Source organism: Paenibacillus sp. FSL P4-0184 (assembly GCF_038004625.1).
Lineage (GTDB): Bacteria > Bacillota > Bacilli > Paenibacillales > Paenibacillaceae > Paenibacillus_AQ.
The window spans coordinates 3156896-3177350 of record NZ_JBBORN010000001.1 but is presented as its reverse complement, the minus strand read 5'-3'; the positions used below and the strand labels follow the sequence as shown (position 1 = coordinate 3177350).

20 protein-coding genes and 1 other annotated feature are annotated in these 20455 nt (G+C 44.2%); of the genes, 9 read left to right on the top strand and 11 right to left on the bottom strand.

Annotated features, from left to right (window positions below; translation table 11 throughout):
- Positions 1-64 precede the first annotated feature (64 nt).
- From MKY52_RS13880 to MKY52_RS13865, 4 genes are all read right to left on the bottom strand, one after another.
- On the bottom strand, positions 65-2170 hold the full coding sequence (locus MKY52_RS13880) for a peptidoglycan D,D-transpeptidase FtsI family protein (protein ID WP_341051803.1): 2106 nt from the start codon (positions 2168-2170) through the stop codon (positions 65-67).
- A gap of 26 nt (positions 2171-2196) precedes the next feature.
- On the bottom strand, positions 2197-4272 hold the full coding sequence (locus tag MKY52_RS13875; protein ID WP_341051800.1) for a peptidoglycan D,D-transpeptidase FtsI family protein: 2076 nt from the start codon (positions 4270-4272) through the stop codon (positions 2197-2199).
- Between the two features lie 267 nt (positions 4273-4539).
- Positions 4540-5685: a transglutaminase domain-containing protein gene (locus MKY52_RS13870; protein WP_076300350.1), complete on the bottom strand. Its 1146-nt coding sequence runs from the start codon at positions 5683-5685 to the stop codon at positions 4540-4542.
- A gap of 61 nt (positions 5686-5746) precedes the next feature.
- The gene (locus MKY52_RS13865) at positions 5747-6184 is read right to left on the bottom strand and encodes a hypothetical protein (RefSeq protein ID WP_042191604.1); all 438 of its coding nucleotides are present in this window, start codon (positions 6182-6184) and stop codon (positions 5747-5749) included.
- Between the two features lie 270 nt (positions 6185-6454).
- Here MKY52_RS13865 and MKY52_RS13860 point away from each other — a divergent pair, with 270 nt between their 5' ends.
- Positions 6455-7642: an MFS transporter gene (locus MKY52_RS13860; RefSeq protein WP_341051797.1), complete on the top strand. Its 1188-nt coding sequence runs from the start codon at positions 6455-6457 to the stop codon at positions 7640-7642.
- A 131-nt stretch (positions 7643-7773) separates the two neighbouring features.
- Complete coding sequence (locus tag MKY52_RS13855; protein WP_042191609.1) at positions 7774-8121, top strand: DNA primase; 348 nt, start codon at positions 7774-7776, stop codon at positions 8119-8121.
- 125 nt (positions 8122-8246) lie between these two features.
- Here the strand turns inward: MKY52_RS13855 and MKY52_RS13850 are convergent, their stop codons facing one another.
- Both MKY52_RS13850 and cyoE read right to left on the bottom strand, forming a co-directional pair.
- Entirely contained in the window at positions 8247-8870 is a 624-nt protein-coding gene (locus MKY52_RS13850; protein ID WP_305953490.1) for an SCO family protein, read from the bottom strand.
- 17 nt (positions 8871-8887) lie between these two features.
- On the bottom strand, positions 8888-9820 hold the full coding sequence (cyoE, locus tag MKY52_RS13845) for a heme o synthase (RefSeq protein WP_042191612.1): 933 nt from the start codon (positions 9818-9820) through the stop codon (positions 8888-8890).
- Between the two features lie 241 nt (positions 9821-10061).
- On the opposite strand from cyoE, the gene MKY52_RS13840 reads away from it, so the two are divergent.
- Together MKY52_RS13840 and MKY52_RS13835 are read left to right on the top strand one after the other, a co-directional pair.
- Positions 10062-11063 (top strand): metal-dependent hydrolase, encoded by a 1002-nt coding sequence (locus MKY52_RS13840; RefSeq protein ID WP_042191614.1) that lies wholly within the window; start codon positions 10062-10064, stop codon positions 11061-11063.
- 108 nt (positions 11064-11171) lie between these two features.
- Complete coding sequence (locus tag MKY52_RS13835) at positions 11172-11360, top strand: hypothetical protein (protein WP_042130914.1); 189 nt, start codon at positions 11172-11174, stop codon at positions 11358-11360.
- A 1-nt stretch (position 11361) separates the two neighbouring features.
- Here MKY52_RS13835 and trpS read toward each other — a convergent pair whose 3' ends face one another.
- Positions 11362-12348: a tryptophan--tRNA ligase gene (gene trpS / locus MKY52_RS13830; protein ID WP_042191616.1), complete on the bottom strand. Its 987-nt coding sequence runs from the start codon at positions 12346-12348 to the stop codon at positions 11362-11364.
- Positions 12349-12409: 61 nt separating this feature from the next.
- Positions 12410-12649 (bottom strand) — a binding site (T-box leader).
- Positions 12650-12783: 134 nt separating this feature from the next.
- Here trpS and MKY52_RS13825 point away from each other — a divergent pair.
- A complete protein-coding gene (locus tag MKY52_RS13825) occupies positions 12784-13758 on the top strand; it encodes an aldose 1-epimerase (RefSeq protein ID WP_076300354.1) in 975 nt (324 codons plus the stop codon).
- A gap of 202 nt (positions 13759-13960) precedes the next feature.
- A complete protein-coding gene (locus MKY52_RS13820) occupies positions 13961-14191 on the top strand; it encodes an alpha/beta-type small acid-soluble spore protein (protein WP_042130917.1) in 231 nt (76 codons plus the stop codon).
- A 149-nt stretch (positions 14192-14340) separates the two neighbouring features.
- Here MKY52_RS13820 and MKY52_RS13815 read toward each other — a convergent pair whose 3' ends face one another.
- Both MKY52_RS13815 and MKY52_RS13810 read right to left on the bottom strand, forming a co-directional pair.
- Entirely contained in the window at positions 14341-14751 is a 411-nt protein-coding gene (locus MKY52_RS13815; protein WP_076285261.1) for an O-methyltransferase, read from the bottom strand.
- A gap of 426 nt (positions 14752-15177) precedes the next feature.
- Positions 15178-16977, bottom strand: a complete 1800-nt coding sequence (locus tag MKY52_RS13810) for a M3 family oligoendopeptidase (protein WP_341051794.1) — start codon at positions 16975-16977, stop codon at positions 15178-15180.
- Between the two features lie 118 nt (positions 16978-17095).
- On the opposite strand from MKY52_RS13810, the gene MKY52_RS13805 reads away from it, so the two are divergent.
- Positions 17096-17287 carry a YycC family protein gene (locus MKY52_RS13805; protein WP_149645011.1) on the top strand — a complete coding sequence of 64 codons (192 nt, stop codon included), beginning with the start codon at positions 17096-17098 and terminating at the stop codon, positions 17285-17287.
- On the top strand, positions 17284-17514 hold the full coding sequence (locus tag MKY52_RS13800; protein WP_042130921.1) for a hypothetical protein: 231 nt from the start codon (positions 17284-17286) through the stop codon (positions 17512-17514). The genes MKY52_RS13805 and MKY52_RS13800 overlap by 4 nt, the downstream gene beginning before the upstream one ends.
- A 92-nt stretch (positions 17515-17606) precedes the next feature.
- Here the strand turns inward: MKY52_RS13800 and MKY52_RS13795 are convergent, their stop codons facing one another.
- Entirely contained in the window at positions 17607-18317 is a 711-nt protein-coding gene (locus MKY52_RS13795; protein WP_341051791.1) for a DUF2225 domain-containing protein, read from the bottom strand.
- Positions 18318-18353: 36 nt separating this feature from the next.
- On the bottom strand, positions 18354-18737 hold the full coding sequence (locus MKY52_RS13790; RefSeq protein ID WP_042191628.1) for a globin domain-containing protein: 384 nt from the start codon (positions 18735-18737) through the stop codon (positions 18354-18356).
- Between the two features lie 412 nt (positions 18738-19149).
- Between MKY52_RS13790 and ylbJ the strand changes: the two genes are divergently transcribed.
- Positions 19150-20412 (top strand): sporulation integral membrane protein YlbJ, encoded by a 1263-nt coding sequence (ylbJ, locus tag MKY52_RS13785; RefSeq protein ID WP_341051788.1) that lies wholly within the window; start codon positions 19150-19152, stop codon positions 20410-20412.
- Positions 20413-20455 lie beyond the last annotated feature (43 nt).

Here is a 20455-nt window from a genome sequence, read left to right as displayed (position 1 = left end):
TTCTTTTATGCTCTCAATAGAGCAGCTGTTTATTTTTTAATCATTATTCACCTTAGAGTCAATGTTACTGAGTACCTGTAGTCGTTCCTTCATTCGCAGGATCATTCGTATTATTACCTGACTGCAGACTCTTCTTCGGAACGCCATCAAGTCCATATTCCCAATCATAAGCATCAAAAATTTTGCGTGCGACCGGCGCAGCACTCTGGGAACCAAAGCCCCCTTCTGGAATGACTACGGCTACTGCCAGCTTAGGATTATTTCGTGGGGCATAGGCAATAAATACACCATTATCGCGAATTTGACCCTTCGCCACTTGTTGAGATGTTCCCGTCTTACGAGCAAAATCATAAGGGAAATCAGAAAAAGCACTAACTTCACTTCGCATACCCTGTTGAATTTCTTTCCAGTAGGATTTATCAAAGGCTGTTACTTCATCTATTACCTCACGACCGAACTCCTTGACTACTTTTCCGTCAGCATCTGTAATCTTGCTAACTAGCTGAGGTTTAATCCGCTGTCCTTCATTAGCAAGTGTAGCTACGTATTGCGCAAGCTGCAACACCGTATAACTACCTTGTTGGCCGAAAGAAGCATATACAAGTGCCGCTTGGGCACTACCTGCAGCCTCTATATTGGTATAGTTAATCTGTCCTAAGAATTCATTTGGCAGACCACTTCCCGTGGATACACCAAGTCCAAACTCTTTCATATACTTATCCCAGACATCTACGCCTTTGCTTTTGTATTTGTCATACAATCGTTTACCGATCATATCCACCATGAACGCATTCGACGATTTCTCAATCGCTCTTGCAGGGTCCATAGAACCGTACACATGTCCTCCGGAGTTTCTTACCTTAGTTTCATGACCTGTTTTACCAAAAGTCGCGAAACCTCTATCCGGATAGTAGGTTGAGGTTGTAAAGAGACCTTCATTCAGACCCACCAGTACGCTCAAAGGTTTAATTGTTGAACCTAGTAGCAGTACAGACCTAAGTCCATTACCTGACGTCCCTGAAGAAATCGGATTAATGGTACCGTTCTGGTAGTTATCCATGATACTGTTCCAGACATCTGTGGATAAGGATCCCGATGTCCAAATATTCGTATCGTAGTCCGGCATACTTGCCATACTGACGATATTCCCCGTATCGACTTCCATCGCTACAGCGTAACCAGTTAAAGCATTAGGATGCGTTTTACCCTGTACAGTATTGGAATGCAACCACTTAATCTGATCCATAATCGCCTGCTCTGTCTTCATCTGAATGTTCTTATTAATAGTTGTCCAGACGTCATTGCCTTTCACAGGAGGGACTACACGCTCGACTTTCTCTGCCATGTTCTGTGGATTGACGGAGATTTCCTGATAGCCGTTTTGTCCCCGAAGCTCTCTCTGATACTGCAGCTCCAGGCCGTCAAATCCGACAAATTCGTCGTCCTTGTACGTTAGTCCTGGCTCCGGATTGTTCTTCATAGCATTTAAGATATTCTTATAAATATTAAGGCTGTTTGCTGATTTAAAAGGCTTGATATAACCTATCGTCTGTACGGCAACCGTATCTTTATCGTAATGACGAATGCTTTCCTCGACAATTTCAAGGCCTGGGTATTCTCCCTTATGTTCCATGAAATAGGCCACTTCCTGAGTAGTCAGGTCCGCCTTAATTCGCCGTGCCATAAAGCCAAGTGATTTCCGGAAATATAAATCCAGTGCGTCAATAACATCTTCTTCTGTCATCTTCTCAGCTTTTGGATCACCATATTTATTGAAATCAGCTACCAGCTTGGCTGCCAATGCATCTGACTTGGCTTTAGCTTCTGGAGTTAGGGTAGTTTTACCGGTAATTTTATCTGTTTGCTTAGCGGTATACTCCTTATTGAGCGTAATATACAGCGATTGAACCGGTGTAGAGTACGCTAACTTCTCACCTTCAGCAGCATAAATTACACCTCTCATGGAAGCTAGCGGTACATTTTTGGTATCTCTGCTTGTCTCCACTTCAGTTAAAGTGGGTCCTTCCACGAATTGCAACACAGCCAGGCGTATAATAATTACGCAAAATATAACAAACGTGCTAAAGAAAAACACGTTGAGTCGCAGGCCTATGGAACTTTTACTGTTGGTCTCATCTGGAGGTGAGGCCTGCTTACGGAAAAAACTCACAGTTTATTTCTCTCCTTTTTCTCTAATTATTCTTGAACGGGGTCTGACGCAGGAGTGACATTCTTTTTCGGCACACCATCGAGCCCGTACTCCCAATCATAGGCATCAAAAATTTTACGAGCAACCGGAGCAGCGCTTTTGGAGCCAAAGCCCCCTTCTGGTATAACAACCGCTACGGCTAGCTTCGGATTTTCTCGCGGAGCAAAGGCAATAAATACCCCATTATCACGGTTTATATTTTTTCTGTCTGTTTTTTCAGAGGTACCTGTCTTACGTGCAAAATCATAAGGAAAATCATCAAAGGCACTAACTTCACTGCTCATCCCCTGTTTGATCTCTTTCCAGTAGGATTTGTCAAACGTTACCGTATTAAGCACTTCTCTTTGAAATTCCTTAACCGCCTTACCTTGCGCATCCGTGATCTTGCTAACGAGTTGAGGCTTAATACGCACTCCTTCATTTGCAAGAGTAGAAGCATACTGGGCAAGCTGCAATGTAGTATAACTGCCCTGTTGGCCAAAAGAAGCATAGATAAGTGCGGCCTGCGAGCTGCCTGCGGCCTTAAGATCAGTATAGTTAATCTGGCCCGCTGATTCACCTGGGAGACCACTTTTCGTAGATACACCCAGCCCGAACTCTTTCATATATCTGTCCCATACCTCAATGCCTTTATCCCCCGGATATTTCTTGTAAAGTTGCTTACCCACCATATCAATCATAAATACATTAGAGGAATTCATAATCGCCTTGGCCGGATCTAGTGAACCATATACGTGACCCGATGAATTTCTTACGGATGATTTATTATCCTTACCGAAATAAGTAATGCCCACATCTGAATAGGTTGTTGAGGTATTAAAGAAACCTTCCTTTAAACCAATTAACACACTTAATGGTTTGATCGTAGATCCCATAAATACAAGTGAACTAAAATCATGACCTGATCTACCAGATGAATTCGAAGTAATCGTACCGTTTAGATGATTATTCATTATTTTATTCCAAACAGGTGTTGGTAAGGAGTCTTTAGTCCATACATTTGAATCGTAATCCGGCATGCTTGCCATGGCGACAATATTACCAGTCTCCACTTCCATTGCTACGGCGTATCCGGTTAAAGCATCTGGATGCGTCTCACCTTGAACAGCATTGGAATGCAGCCATTTAATCTGATCCAATATGGCCTGTTCTGTCTTCATCTGAATCTTCTTATTAATGGTCATCCAAATATTATTACCTTTTACAGGAGCAACGTTCTGTTCAACCTTCTCAGCCATATTCTGAGGAGTCACCGAAATGACCTGATAACCATTTTCTCCTCGTAACTCTCGTTGATACTGCATTTCCAGACCATCAAACCCCACATATTCTTCTGCTTTATACATAAGTCCAGGGGGAGAATCTTTTTTCATTTCACTACGGACATTCTTATACATCGCTATATCTTCAGTCGATTTAAACGGCTTTCCAAAGCCGACTGTCTGCACCGCTACCGTATCTTTATCGTAGTGACGAACACTCTCCTCCACGATCGTTAGCCCCGGATAATTGTCTTTATGCTCCATGAAATAGGCTATTTCCTCTGGAATTAATCCAGTCTTGATCCGTCGCGGCACATAACCTAAATACTTTTTGAAATCTAAATCTAATGAATCCAAGATATCTTGCTGCGTCAGCTTCGGTGCATTCGGATCTCCATATTTAGCAAAATCAGCTGCAAGCCTTGCTGCAAGCATATCGGAGTTGTACTTCGCCTTCTCCGTAAGTGAGGTCTCACCCGTTACTTTATCTGTCGTTCTAGCTGTATAATCTTTAGTTAATGTAAGGTAAAGCGACTCCGTAGGTGTTGAATAGGCAATCTGCTCTCCTTCGGCAGCAAAAATAATCCCACGCATCGCTGCGAGCGGAACAATTTTCGTTTCCCGGCTCGTTTCTTCTTCACTCAACAGAGCTCCCTCAGTAAACTGTAAACCTGCAAGACGTACGATAATAATACAAAAAATAAAAAAAGTGCCAAAGAAAAAAATATTCAGTCTCAAGCCTACAGAATTTCTTGAAGATATCCCGTCCTTAGGCGGGAGCTGCTTACCAAACAAACTCACCAGCTTTCTCCCCTTCTACAAGCATAAACGCCTTGACCGTCCTTATAAGGAGGGTAAGTGTTTAAGCGAGAAATATAAGACATAAAGTATAGTGCTTATACTTTCTTATATTTTTAAAAAAATGTCTGACAACCCTTTGCCTGAGACATTACTCTTATGATGAAGGTGAGTTCTTAGCTGCTTATTGTGAGCATGCCCTCGCATTTAAGTTAGAACTGACGTTACTTGAGTTTATTGTACCACACCCCAGGAGTTCAGCGCCCTCACTCAGAGGGCGTTCTCCCTAATATGCGTTTCATCAAAATCCTTCGGATTGAACCAATCTCCACTGCTAGCCCAAGTCGGATCCAGCGGAATCCAAGCTTGCCGATCACTTATATATACTTCATTCCAAGCATGTGCACCATAACCGCCACGCCCATCATAACCCTGACCTGTTACAACCCGTACCTGCAAGCCCTGTGAACGAGCCATCACAGCGTACAGTCGGGCATAGTCTATACACACCCCTTGCCGAGTGTCGAATGTATCCTGTGGTGTCTGTTCATGCCAGACCCTGTTTTGCAAATAATTGTCAGCTTTAGCATAATCGTAAGTCACGCGTGTACCTACCCAATCATAGAGAAGTCTCGCTTTTTTCTCTTCATCTTGCGCTTGTCCAACAATGTCTTCTGCTGCTCCTATAATATCCTGAGGAATTTCATGATCGATAACCTCATATTTTCTGCGAAGGATATCATTCATCTCTGCTGCAACGGTCTTTGTCAGAATAGGAAGTTTCTTCTGCACAGTCTCACCAACAATAGGTTCAAATACAGCAGCAGCGCTCTGACTATAGATTGGAGAGGACTCCACATAACGACTAAATCCACTCTCCGGATTTAATCCAACACAGATGAAAAGAGCGAGAACAATTACCAGACTACGCATTAAGCCGATAATTAATCCAACCATTGCTCCTCCCATACGGCTTACCTGCGTAATCTTTCTGTCTTTAAACTTCTTAGTACGCCGCAATTGTGGAAAAGGAAGCAACATGGATAACAGTCCTAAGAGCATACGAATTAACAGATAAGAAATCAGGAGTAACAATAGAAATCGAACTAGCGGTGATTCTGATAACACAGACACCGCCGTATAATAAATTTGCTGCCACTGTGTAAGCTTCGTATCAGGAAGACTAATACCCGATGCCCAAGTCTCTACATAGGGATTGAGGTAGGCCGCAGCTGGGATAGCTAATACCAAAGATGCTATAGTAAATAATCCTGTTCCCAGCAGCCCAAATAACCTTCCGGTAGCGCTTGAGAAACCTCTGCTCCAGCCTTGCAATAGAGAGAAGACTACAACCAGCAGGAGGGCGATGGAGATGATATTAGCATCACTCACACTAGTCATCCATCCGTTTATCATATCCGCTCTCTCCTTTCAGTCGCGTGCTTACTCGCTTGTTATATTTTTGAGTCCAAGCCTGTTATTGATGTTTTCGGGCTTCCTCGATAAATGTTTTTGTCGTATCTGTAACACTCCACTTTCCAAGACTCACACCACGGAAAGTAACCTCTACTTTATCTTCACCCGCTGCGCCCTTCACTTCAATATTCGGCGTTGTAATCGTAAAGGTCCCGTCTCCATTCGAAGTGTACTTCGCATCCTGCGCTTCTTTAAGCATAACCTCTTGCGCTTCCTTCTTCAGCGTGCTTACCGTTCCATCTGCCACCTTATTCACAGCGTTACCAATTTGGTCCATTGTAACACCACTATAGATGAACAAACCTACAACGATCACAATGACAATCGCCCATTTCAGAACGGTTTTAACCAAATTAACAACCGCAAACAGCAGGACAAGCGCAATTACAATAACTAGCCAATTTTCCCTTATAAACTGTGACCATACCTCTGGATCCATCAATCTCACAACACCCCTATCGCCTAGTTTCGTCCCAAGGATTCTCTCTTCCCATAGACATAACGCCAATATTAATTATTATACATGAATACCCATCATAATTCATGGTTCCACCCTCCGTAAAAGGTATACCTACTAGCGGAATTAAAAAAGCGGTATAAGCCCTCTCTGTCCCACGTAAAGTACAAGTAGTGCTTAAGAATTGGTTCTTCATTATTACGCCGTCCTGCATTCACTTGTGCTGTAGGTGGCTCTCGGAGGTGTTTCCCTGTGAAAACTGCGCTGTGGCTATACTTATTTCTCTTTTTGGCGTTCTTCGATTTACATGCTCAGTATCCCGTCCTTACGCCCTTTGCCATCTCTCTTGGTGCGGGACCCACCTTTATTGGCTGGATGATGGGCATGTACTCGTTGACCCACCTTCCCGGCAATCTGCTTGCAGGCGTACTCGTCGATCGTAATGGCTCCCGCCGCTACATCGTCTTCAGCCTTGTCGCAGCGGGAGCTATCCTACTGCTGCAAGCTCATGTACAGCTTCCATGGCATCTGCTAATGCTAAGAGCAGCAAGTGGATTCGTGCTCGCTTTCCTCTCTCCAGCCTGTATGACGTTACTCGCTTCTTTGTCATCGGATGCCACAGAGCAGGGTAAATATATGTCCGGACATGGTATCGTTCATACGTTAGCTTCAGTTGTATCGCCTGCTGCGGGAGCTTTTATCGTAGCAAAAGCCGGCTACTCTGGCACCTTCACCACACTTGGATGGCTCCTTATTGCAACAGGAATCATGGCTTTTTTTAGTGTACCTGCACCTTCGAGACATATATTAAAGCCGCTAAGCTCAGCGCAATCAGCATTAAAAGTTCCAGATAAACCTTCTATACCAACGAAAGATGATGATCTGGTATCCAAACGGTATTACCTTTTACCTTTTTTCGTTTCCTGTTCACAAGGCGTTCTCTTTTTCGAGCTCCCACTATCTCAAACAGGGAGCAACAGTATTCTTTCCACTGGTATACTACTGTCACTTCTCAGTTTAGGTGCTTTGGTAACGCTCAGTATGCTCTTTCTGAACCGTCTTTCACCGGGGGGAAGAATAGCAGCAGCATTACTGGGAATGGCCATCAGCTTCTTTGCACTCGCCTCATTTCACAGGATTCCGACTGCTGCGATTCTTTTTATGCTCGGCGCAGCCAAAGGAGTGTTGTTTCCTGCAATGGCATCACTCTTTATTAGTCTCGGTGGCCCTGGGCGAATGGGTCGGACTTTCTCCATGCAGTCGATAGCCATGTCACTTGGTGCATTCGCTGGGCCCGTGGCTGCTGGACAGCTAAGGTCCTTCGTTTCTCCTTACTTCATAGCCTTTCTACTACTAATGGTAGCATTACTTCTTCTTCCACCTAAAAACACTGGTAAACTATCGAACCTCACTTCCAAATGGAGCGGGCGAGCCGCATGATTCTTTGCTTTTACGACATTTCCCGGGGAATGAAGACTTTCCTGCAGAAACAGTTGTTAAAAATGACGATCCTTCGGTAAACTATAATGAGCCTGAAGCTTGGACCCATTCCCGGAGGTGATTGTCAGCTAATGTCCATAACGATTATTGTCGAAGGTAAGAACGATCGCAGCAGATTACGCCGCGTGCTGGTACCGGAAGTAGAAATCCTATGTACCTTTGGTACATTAAATACACTAAAATTAGAATCCCTCCGGCAACAAGTAGGAGATGGAGAAGTATACCTTTATTTGGATAACGATAGCTCTGGCAAAAAAATACGCAGTGTGCTCCGGGATGCCTTCCCTGATGCCGATCATATTTATACTCGTCGCGGATATGCTGGTGTGGAAGGTACGCCTGATGAATACAACATCACTCAGCTCGAAAAAGCCGGATTGGAAGATTTCATCGTCTACCCTGAACCACTTCCATTTTAGCTGAAACAAGTATAAGGATAATGTATAGCATGAAACTTATACTATCGTATATTTAAAAAAACGCCTTTTTCGTTATCCGCTCAATAAAGAGGGATTCGAAAAAGGCGTGTTTAATGTTTGATATTCTATTCCCGAGCCAATTTCGTCAGCTGATCGGCAAGAAATTCAGGAGTTACGTTCTCCGTATCTCCTGCGTCATACAATGCACGAAGTTGATTGTCTCGGTCAACTAACGCTATACGGTTGGCATGTACGAAATTTTCTTTGGAATTCCCTGCGATTAGTACTTTAAAAGAATCCGTCGCTAACTTACGAACTTCTTCCTGATCCCCCCGCAAGAAATACCATCCATCATAATTCGCCTGAAACCGGTCTGCAAAAGCCTTAATAGCTTCCCGAGTATCATTCTTCGGATCAAAAGAGATAGAGACAAACCCCGTATCTTTACCAAAACTGCCATCCTCGACCAGAATCTTCTGTGTCTGAGATAACAAAAACGTAGTTATAGGACATACATCCGGACACTGTGTAAAAAAGAAGTATACCAGCCGTGCTTTACCTTGTGTATCAGCCAGAGTAACCTGGTCTCCATTCACATTTTCAAGAGAAAAGTCCTGCACTTCTCCGATTACTGGCAATTTTTCTTTTCCTAAATTCAAAGAGTTAATTGCCAGATAACCAGCCATAATCAAAGCAAGTATTAGCAGAAGCCAAGTCCATTTATAACGCTTAAAGGTTTGCACGGACACGTATACCCTCCCTCTTCTTAACCGTGAATCGTATTCAATACAAGTACGATCAAACTAACTGTCAGGTAGTTAATGGAGAAGAGGAAATTCTTCTTCGCCCAGACTTCATCATCTTTAGCCTTAAAGCCCATCAAGGTCAATACTAACCAAGCCAAGGACAACGCTGATGAAATGATTAGAAAAAATATGCCTGCGTAATCATAGGCGTACATTAATACTGGAATAGGCAGCAAAAGGGCTACATAAGGAATCATCTGAAATTTCGTACGTCGCGTTCCTTTAACTACAGGTAGTAATGGAAATCCTGCCGCTCTATATTCTTCTTTACGTCTAATGCCCAACGCCCAGAAGTGAGGGGGTTGCCATAGAAACAACATGGCAAAGATCAGCCAAGCGCCTAGATCAACCGTTCCTGAAACCGCAACATAACCAATTACCGGGGGCATTGCTCCAGAAATCGCCCCTACGGAGGTGCTCCATGTTGATGTCCGCTTCAACCAAAGCGTGTATACTACTACGTAAACGAACATGCCAACAATTCCAAACAGACCGGCAAGCATTCCTGAAAAAGCAAACAGCACGATCAAACCTGCAATACCAAGCCCAATGGCGTATAATAATACAGTGTTTGGTTTCAGTCGTCCTGTAGGAAGCCCCCGTTCACGGGTTCTTTCCATCTTCATGTCCAGATCCCGGTCGAAATAGTTATTAAAAACGCAGGCCGAAGCCATAACCAGCATTGTACCGAGCAGAGTCAGAACTAATCTGCCGTAATGAACATCCCAACCCGAGGCCAGCCAATATCCCGCAAAGGCCGCAATAAGGTTAGATCGGATAATACCGGGTTTTGTTACTGCAATGAAATCACGCCAGCTAGCACCTTCCGGTGGCGATTTTGCAGACATGGCTGCAGAGTCGGAAGAAGCTTGAAATGTTATATGATTGTCCACACCTAATGATCCTCCTTCTAAACGAACATGTAACGTTCTAACCGAAGTTTTTTAACTTCGCTGTTAACTTTATCATAACAAACCCGTGAAGACTTTGACAGTCATGGAACAGTAAGTTCATGAATTCGACAATTACGTGACAATATTTATTTTGTATTTATTTCAATCCCCTTAATAACCAGAGCTGTATTTGGGTAATTATTAAATAGAGAACTTCCGAACAACAAAGGAGAACTGACCAATGGATACTGCTACACATTTAGTTATGGGCCTAGGCTTAGCCGGGCTTTCCTTCGTTGATCCCATCGTTGCTTCTGATCCGAAACTGGCCGGGGCTGTTATGCTGGCAACAGTGCTCGCCTCTCAGGCTCCTGATGCCGATACTGCGCTACGACTGAAGGACAATGCAATGTATATTCGAAATCACCGAGGAATCACACATTCCCTACCCTTTCTAATTCTGTGGCCTGCGCTGATTTCCTTCGTGTTAGGCCCCTTATTTGGTTTTACTGATTTACAAGCTCTAAGCCATATTGCGCTCTGGAGCTTCATTGGTGTAGGTGTTCACGTATTTTCTGATCTATTTAATACCTATGGCACTCAGGCTGCACGTCCATTCACGGAGAAATGGATTGCATGGAACATCATCCACATTTTTGATCCATTTATATTTGGTAGCCATATCGCAGCCATCCTTCTCTGGATCACCGGGATCATTCCACCGCAACCTTTATTTATTACACTGTATGCATGTACTATTCTTTATTATATTTGGAGAACCGTCGTTCACGCACGTCTCACGCGTAATATTAAGCTTAAGGATTTACATCATAGTGCCGGCGAACGTTATATTGTAATCCCTACAATTTCACTAAAGCGCTGGAACGTAGTCAAGGTGAAAAAAGATGGCAGCTATGATGTTGGGCAGTTAGTCAATAACCGACTGGAATGGTTCAAACATGCTGTATGCTCGACTCATCCTGCTGTGGAGATTTCCAAGTCGCACCCTGATATTCAGTCCTTTCTATACTTCACCTCTTATGCAGTAGCCGAAGTCGAGGAACTCCCTTCAGGATATATGGTGCGCTGGGGGGACGTACGTTATTTACATCGCAAACAATACCCGTTTGTGGCTGTATTAGTGATGGACAATCAATATCGACCTTTAAATACTTATGTAGGTTGGCTTAGCAGCGAGAAGCTCGACAAACGATTTTCCATTGACCCTGGTTCTTTACGATGAAACTGTAGACTTACGCAGAGATCTATTCTATAATCACAAAAAATCCCGGAGTATGATAATAATACTCCGGGATTCATTTTAGCAGACATAGAAAGGAAGGCTCTCTTAATGGGTAAAGGACTTTCACTTTGGTTCGCTTGTTCTTCTATTCTTATTCTTACTGCCGCTTCAATCGCGATCAGTTATAGCTTTTGGTTGGCACTTCTGCTCGGGTTTCTCTGTGTCATGAATATTGGCTGGGGATTTATCCTCAAGGCCAAGATCAGACGCAAACAGGAAAGCCTAAGCGCTGATTAGATTAACGAGCTGGCAGAAATCCCATCCGCTCTTTAACTCCATTCAACGTCTCAGTTGCAACAATACGTGCACGACCAGCACCTTCAGCAAGAATATCTGTAATCGCACCCGAGCTACGAATTTCATTATATCTTTGTTGTAAAGGCTCAAGCGTAGATACAACCACTTCAGCAAGATCTTTCTTAAAGCCGCCATACATTTGCCCTTCATAACGATCGGCAATTTGCTGGAGTGTCATTCCAGAACATTCGGAATAAATACTCATCAAATTACTGATCTCTGGCTTATTAGCTGGATCAAAAATTACTTCACGTCCTGAATCAGTCGTTGCACGGCTGATTTTTTTACGGATCACGTCCGGTGAATCCAACAGAGCAATGTAGCTGCCAGCGTTAGGGTTGCTCTTGCTCATTTTTTTGGTACCATCATCCAGAGACATAATACGAGCACCCACCTCTGGAATGTACGGCTCCGGAATGGTAAAGAATTCGCCAAAACGATTATTGAAGCGGCCAGCTAAATCACGAGTCAGCTCCAAATGTTGCTTCTGATCTTCTCCGACCGGCACAAGATCTGCGTTATAAACAAGAATATCTGCTGCCATCAAGGAAGGATAGACGAATAAACCAGCGCCAACAGAATCTTTACCTGATGATTTATCTTTAAACTGGGTCATACGCTCCAACTCGCCCATTGCTGTAAGTGTCGTCATGATCCAGCCCAGTTCAGCGTGTTGTGGCACATGCGACTGCATATAGACATTAGAACGTGCAGGATCAATTCCTGCTGCAATAAAGAGGGCCGCTACGGACTCTGACTGCTCACGAAGTGCCGCAGGATCTTGTGCTACAGTGATTGCATGCATATCGACAACCATAAAGAAACATTGATGATCATCTTGCAGCTTCACAAAATTTTTCAGTGCTCCAATGTAGTTCCCCAGTGTAAGTGAACCGCTTGGCTGAATGCCTGACATTACTTTTTTCATAATATAGACCTCCGTTTGATGTCATTTCTAAGTTTCCGAGAACGCAAAAAAAGCCTCATCCGCAAGGGACGTGAGACCGTGGTGCCACCCTTATTCGCTGCTTAATCTTGTTTAGACAAGAAAAAAACAGCCTTAGTCTTCCGTTAACGGGGAAGATCCGGCCGGTCTACTAGGGCATCTAGCTCCCGTTCAAGCTCGGCGCTCAGGGGTCCATTCATCAGGTTTGTCCTACCGGTTCGCATCAACCACCGGCTTTCTGAAGGTGCAATGCCTGCCTACTTGTCCCCGTCATCACATTATCATCATGAATTAATGCCTTCATCATAGAACCATAAAGAGAAGTTGTCAAATCACTTAACCACTACCGTATAAATCTGTTATGATAAGGTTATCCATGTTCTATTCGATTACAGTTACGATAAAGGAGCATATCTCATGAAACAGGTGACCAAAGGGCAGTGGGGCGGTTATGATACTTATATTTTGCACAGCCGTGAACTGGAAGTCACGCTTTTGCCGCGACTAGGAAATAACGTGATTTCATTGTTTGATGTCAAGAAACAACGGGAAATTCTACGGCGGCCTGATGAAAGCGATCAAGCTTTCTTTATGCAAAAACCTTACCATTTTGGCATGCCGCTATTAATTCCACCCGGAAGAATTCGTAAGGGCCAATTTCAATTCGAGGGTACAAGTTATCAATTTGACCAGAATACCGCTAATGACAATCATATTCATGGTCTACACCGAACTCAGGCCTGGTGTGTCAGCGATATTGAAGAAGATGAGGATGGTTGCGCGGTCACTACTGAATTCCGAACGGAAGATGATCCACACTGGATGGAGCAATTCCCTATCCCACTTAAATTCGAAATGACGTTTAGGCTTCAGGAAGCCCGATTTACCCAAACTTTAAAGGTTACAAATCTTGGAGATCATCGAATTCCTTTTGGGATCGGTTATCACACCTGGTTTATGATTGATGGAGAACCTGAGCGCTGGAATCTTAAGCTCCCAGTAAATAGTATTTATGAACTGAACGATGAATTGCTCCCTAGCGGCAATCTGATTCCACTTGGTGATCTGGAAGCCTTGAACACCGGAATGAACATGCAGGGAACTAATTTTGATACTGCTCTACGTATTGGAGAAAAACAGCCTGTAGAAGCCTTATTATTACGCGATGATGGTTATGGCCTTCGTTATACTGCTGACGAAAATCTATTCCGTCACTGGGTGTTATATACCAAAGGACCGGCGGATCAATTTCTGTGCATTGAGCCCTATACATGGCTCGCGAATGCACCGAATGTATCCGAGGATGCTTCCTTCACAGGTCTTTTAACGGTAGAACCCGGTCAGAGTCAGAATCTATCCACCGTGCTGGAAATGATCTATCCTGAGATTTAAAGCAGATATACATTATATCGGTCTTGCCTTGCGATTACGTAAGGGAAGACCGATTTTTTTGTGTAATCCCTAGCAATAAAGGATTTCTATCCTCACTTTTATTTCACTAATAATTACCATCCTTAAAACCTTTCGAAGTGATGCATGAATTAACCTCTTAGCGCTCATACTATCTTCACAACGGGCGAAGGAGGTGACACACATGGGTCAAGCAGGTCAAGGTCGTAGCAGCCGTTCCAATAACCTGGTCGTTCCTCAAGCAACTGCGGCATTGCAACAGTTGAAATATGAAGCAGCACAGGAGCTTGGAGTAACGATCCCAGCTGACGGTTATTACGGGAACTACACTTCTCGCGAAACTGGTTCTCTGGGCGGTTACATCACTAAACGTCTAGTACAACTGGCAGAACAACAACTGTCTGGTCGTCAGTAACAACGTTATCTTAAGTGTTTTATCCGGCTAGGGCGATATCAAGCATAAAGCCTAAAACCGAGTAGCTTTTGAGCCCTCTCACACTTCTTTCTGAAGCTGTGGGAGGGTTTTTGATTTTCACAATTATTGAAATTTTATGTAAACAACGCTTAACCAAAAAACTGTTCGGAACTTTCAGCAAAGGCATTACGAGGCGATCGAATCATTAGATTCGCCATATTATAATTGGACTCCAATGTAGCATCTACAATCACCATTCCCTGTCTAATGGCGAATTCATAAGAAATCTCACCATGCGTCCAACGCCGCTTGTATTTCAGGCTTTCCAGCGCCATTAGTCGAAAAGAAGACTGTTGTCCATCTGTCATCCCTTCTTTTGCATCAGTGAATCCCCCGCTTCGCCCAGAAAGAGGATTATGTCGTATCCCGAATTTTCCGATCATGTTATTTCGTATTTGCACAAAAACCGTACCAGAAGTTAATCCCGATAATTCTTCCTGCAGCTCCTTAAACACCATATCCATCTGTCTCGCTAATGATAGTTGTTCCGTCTTAAGCATTACTTCTCCTCCTAAAAGTTTTGTGAGCATAGCTTCATTCGAGTTCACATCGTACAAAACTTGCTTCGAAAGCATTCACTTCGTTTTGTGAGCATAGCTTGATTTGAGTGCACTTCGCAGAACTGACTTCGTAAGCGCTTGCTTATTTTTGTGAGTTCAGCCAAGTGGTACTCTAGCGTGCCTTATATAAGGCTTAAGACTCATTATAGGTTACTAACAAATGGCAAACAACATTATTCGGCAAAATTGGGTTATTATCCCTATAGATGCGCGAAATCCATAGATTAATCGCATATTTATTTTTATAAATCGTGATTTTTCGACATTTTATCATTAAAAAAAGTCCCTGTATCAGGGACTTTTGCGTGTTCATGCTGAAAAATCGTTGTTTTTTCTACCGCTAAATTTGTCTTAGTTTAGACTTTTTCAAACTAATTGCTCCGTCATCTCCAAGAACTCATTAATGTCAGCTACAATCAGATCTGTAGCGCCTTGCCAGAAGTCCGGCTTCGTAAGATCCACACCCAGATGCTTAAGTACCAAATCCTCTAAAGTCATCACACCAGTATCTTGCAACAAGCTATCGTATTTGTCTGCAAAGGACGCTCCTTCTTGCAGAGCCAGTCGATACAAGCCTGTGCTGAACATGTAGCCAACGGTGTAAGGGAAGTTATAGAACGGCACATCTGTGATATAAAAATGCAGTTTAGAAGCCCAGAAATGAGGATGGTATTCCGAAAGCACCCCACAGAAGGCTTCCTTCTGTGCTTCCACCATCAATTCAGACAGCTCCTCAGCATTTACAAGGCCTTCCTTACGTTTCTCATAAAAACGAGTCTCGAATAAGAACCGAGCGTGAATGTTCATAAAGAAAGCTACGCTGTTTTGAATTTTCGTTTCAAGCAACGCCAGTTTCTCTTCAGCGTTGCCAGCGGCTTTAACCTGAGCGTCAGATACAATGACCTCTGCGAAGGTTGAAGCAGTCTCTGCAACGTTCATAGCGTAGTTCTGATTAAATACAGGTTGATCATCCAGCAAGTAAGAATGATAAGCATGTCCCAGCTCATGTGCCAAGGTTGAAACATTGGAAGTTGTACCGCTATAAGTCATGAAAATCCGCGATTCCTTACTCTCAGGGAAGGATGTACAGAAACCTCCAGGACGTTTTCCCGGACGATCCTCAACCTCAATCCAGTTATTATCAAAAGCACGCTCTGCAAACTCTGCCATCTTCGGACTAAACTTGCGGAACTGGGTAACGATATCTTTAGCGGCCTGATCATATGGGATTTTACCTGAAGATTTACCCACTGGCGCTTCGACATCTACCCAGGAAAGAGCATCCAGTCCAAGCAGCTTAGCTTTACGCTGAAGATAGGTCACGAGTGCAGGCTTGCTATTCGTAATCACGTCCCACATCGCATTCAAAGTATCTTGTGACATGCGATTGATGCTCAGCGGATCTTTCAGAATATCTTCCCAACCTCTTCCTTTATAGAGCTTCAGACGGAAGCCTGCTAAGTGATTCAAGGTATCCGCACAGTTATCTGCTGCTTCGGTCCATGCTTCTTCCCATTTATGGAACATGGATTGACGTACTTTCGGATCTGGATCATCCAGCTTGTTAAAAGCTTGACCTGCGGAGAGCAGCTTTGTTCCTTCTTCATCCTCAAATGGGATCTTAATCGAGCTTACAATTGTATCATAGTGCCCGCTCCATCCATGATATCCGTCAACGGCTAGTTCAAGCGCTAAGCTTTCCAACTCTGGGCTCATCTTCTCACGGGCCAAGTCACGGCTCTCGCTCAGCACGAACGTTAATGGAGCAATCTCCGGACGTGCCATCCACTCTGCCCATACCTTGTCTGTAGTCTGACGAAGCACGTTACTGAATTGTGAGCTAATGCCTTCGAATCCGGCACGCATACTTGTCACTCGAGCCGCCAGTCTTACCGCACCTTTGTCCATTTGATTCTGAGCGCCCAGACAGTCTGCGAAGGAAGAGACCTCCACAAGTCTTCCTGAACAGCTCTGAAGCAGTTCTATAACCTCGTCCAGCGCCTTTGTAGACTCAACATCCGTTGGAGCTACAGCATTCTTCACCAGACCCTGCAAGGCTGTAATATCTTGTTCAAGATTCTTTAAAAAGCTTTCTAACTCAGTCGAGGACGATCCCCCAGGAAATATGGAATCAAGTTCCCAAGTCAGTGATAATGGTTGTTTCATGTCTTCTCACCATTCCTTTGCTCTCATTTGGTTTTCTTTGTAATTGACTTAACACCATGGTAAAGTGAATAACGATACCGGAACATTCATAGCCGATAAACTTTAGGAGGGCATCCATATGAAGCCACTACAAATTTCACCGGAAACAGCCATAACGTTATCCAAGCAACTAGGCGTTCCACTGGAACACTTGATGCATATGCCCCAACATATTTTGCTACAAAAAATAGCTGAGCTATCCAAAAAGCAGAATTCACCGCAAGCTGAGGATGGAAATGAAGAGTCTCCTTCTGGGAAGGGTTCACAATGATTCCTTTTAGTCATACCTGGCCTTATGACATTATTTTAGGCGATATGTATGTGCAGTATTGCCCTTTCTGCAACTCGGAGAATGTTCTTCTCCCTATGAAGCCAAAAGAATTGCAAATCGTTCGTGACGGCAAGAAAAAACTACTTGTCTTCCCATGTTGCAGCGCCAGTCCCACAGTTGTAGATAACGACGGAGATTACCTCCTATTTGATCGGGCAGTCCGATAAATAGAAGGTCATCTAAATCCCAATCTTACCATTTTTATAAAGCGCAGACGAGAGCATTACTCTCTTCTGCGCTTTTTGTTGTTCGTGAAGCTTTAAGAACCTGAAGGCAATCCATCGGCATCAATATCTACAGCTTCGCCGCGCATTTGCTCTCTTAGCACAACCCACTGCTCCCTGGCAGCTCGAATCATCGCAGCATCCATAATCTTCTGATCATTAATCAGGCGGGAGAACCACATTACAGCCACAGAGAACTCTCCGATGCGCCGGTTAAGTTCGCCGATAAGATACATGAGCCGGGCATCATTGCCAGCTATTCCGTCTTTTTCGTATACCTTCACATATTCAGCTAATGAATAGCGCAAAAAGCGTTGTTCCTGTTCCGTATTCCCTTGATACCGATACAACCAGGCAATGTGATGAAGCAGACTTGCAATAATTCGATCCTTATCGTTAATACTTTGAGCGCATAAAAGCGCCAGTTTATAGGTCTCTAGTGCAGTTTCCCAGCTTCGTTTATCCCCAAAGTCACGGCTCTTCCATCGTTTTCCTACCTGTTCATTAAATGTTTTTCGCTGCAGATCCGTCAGCTTGTCCGCTGAATTTTCTGTAGAGGCAAACCCACAACTCGGGCAGACACGTACAACATAATAATCCGGATTCTCGTTTTTGTAATATGCGCAAAAATCAGCATCGCGGCGGATAGCCTTTTTTAGGCTAGGGCGTACGCGAGAGGTTGAAAATTCATGTTCACAATTGCAACATTTGACCTTAATAGAATATAGGGGTATTAACTCTGGCAAGTACTCTCATTCCTTTCAGGATCAACCTGTCCCTTATTATTCCTGGGGCATGTTAACAAAATGATGTGCGGGACCTGCAAGACGGCTAAGCACGAACGAACGTAGCGGCTCTTCTACGCCGGTCTCCTCAAGCGCCTCTTTCATACACTGCAACCATTCTTCAGCACGTTCTGGAGTAATGGGAATATGCATATGCCTTGCTCTCATCATGGGATGTCCATGCAGTTCTGAATACAATGGGCCACCGCCAAAAAACTGTGTCAGGAATTGATACTGCTTCTCCAGAACAGGAGAAATGTCTTCAGGAAATAGCGGACCCAGCTGCGGATGAAGCTGCACTTTGGCATAGAACACTTCCACCAATCGATGTAGCGCCTCAGCTCCTCCTAGGTTTTCATATATACTCTCATTTGGATTCATTGAGGTTACCAGCTCTCTTCCATATTAATGAAACGTTTCTTACTTTATTATACCAAAAAAAAGCACGGCTCGGATATCCGTCGAAAGTGCCCCTAAACGGCAGAAAAAAGACGCTAAACTATAGTTTAGCGCCTGGAGGTTATTGTCAGTAGGTCCGAAATTCTTCATCACCTGAAGGGACGAGAGAGACCCGGATCACATATACAAAAGCACAAACGAGAACTCCGGCTACAACGCTCATCGCCATCACTCCATCCCATTTATTCTTGTAACAGAGGGTGCATTTCTTATTTACATAATATCATATTTCGAACGAAAAAGCACCGATTTATGTAACCGCTTCCTTTATTTTTTTTGTGCTGTTTGTCCTTCTTTTCGCATACATCTAACCATAGATCAGGAGGCGTTAATTATGACTTTTAAAAAGATTGGCGGCCCACTGCTGGGATTAACTTTGGCGGGCTGTATGCTGCTGATGTTGCTTCATCCGGAGGCATCCCTTGGCGCAGCCTTACGAGGCCTGGCCATCTGGTGGGATGTGTTATTCCCCTCCCTATTTCCATTCTTCGTCATATCCGAAATCATGCTAGGCCTAGGGATCGTTCATCTCTTCGGAGCACTGCTCGATCCATTGATGCGCCCTCTTTTTGGTATACCAGGTAGCGGCGGGTTTGTCGCTGCGATGGGATATGTATCAGGATATCCTGTTGGCGCTAAATTAACCGCTAAGCTGCGGGAACAGAATCTGATTAGCAGAGTAGAGGGCGAACGATTAGTCGCTTTCACAACCTCCTCTGACCCAATCTTTCTGTTAGGTGCAGTATCCGTTGGTTTCTTTCGAGACGCATCGTTGGGGCTCATCCTAGCCCTCGCCCACTATGGGAGCGGTTTGATTGTTGGCTTGCTAATGTCGTTCCATGGACGCAAAGAACAGAGCTCCCCCTCCCAAGACCCATCCATAACTAGTTCTACTGCCCCCTCTGTTCCAGCCAAAAAAGGTTTTGGAAGAATCCATGCAGCACTTCTTGCCATGGAGGAGGCTCGGCGCAAAGATGGACGGAGCTTTGGGGAGCTTTTAAAGGGAGCTATCCAGTCCTCGCTAAAGCTTATTATTGTCGTAGGCGGTTTGGTTGTATTCTTCAATGTGCTAATGGAACTGCTAGCCCGTGCCGGTATCCTATCCTCCCTCTTTAACATGACCGGACATCTTGTGTCCCTTGTAGGTGGTCCTCCAGAACTAGCTCAGGCTCTCATTAGCGGATTCTTTGAGGTGACGATCGGTGCCCGTTCAGCAGGTGAAGCCGCAGCTTCCATCCCGCTTCAGTTCAAGGTAGCGGCAGCTGCCTTCATTCTCTCTTGGGGCGGATTATCTGTACATGCCCAGGTGGCAAGTATTTTGAACGGTACCGGGCTGCGGTATCTGCCATTTTTGACTGCACGGCTAATTCACGCCATACTCGCATCAGGATTGGTCTTGCTGCTCTGGAACCCTGTGATGAAAACAGGGCTGTCTACCGCATGGGTATCATTACCAGCCTCTGCTGCCTTTACTCCTTCTGCCTCAGGGATCACGGCAAGCCTCGCCCTGCTGAGCCTATTATTAACTGCTGCAATTCTAGTCTCACTGCTTATCCCTGTATTCATGACAATGATTCGATGGGTACGGCGAAGTTGATTAACATATTGTGTTCCGGGTCAAGATTGATTATGATCGGTGT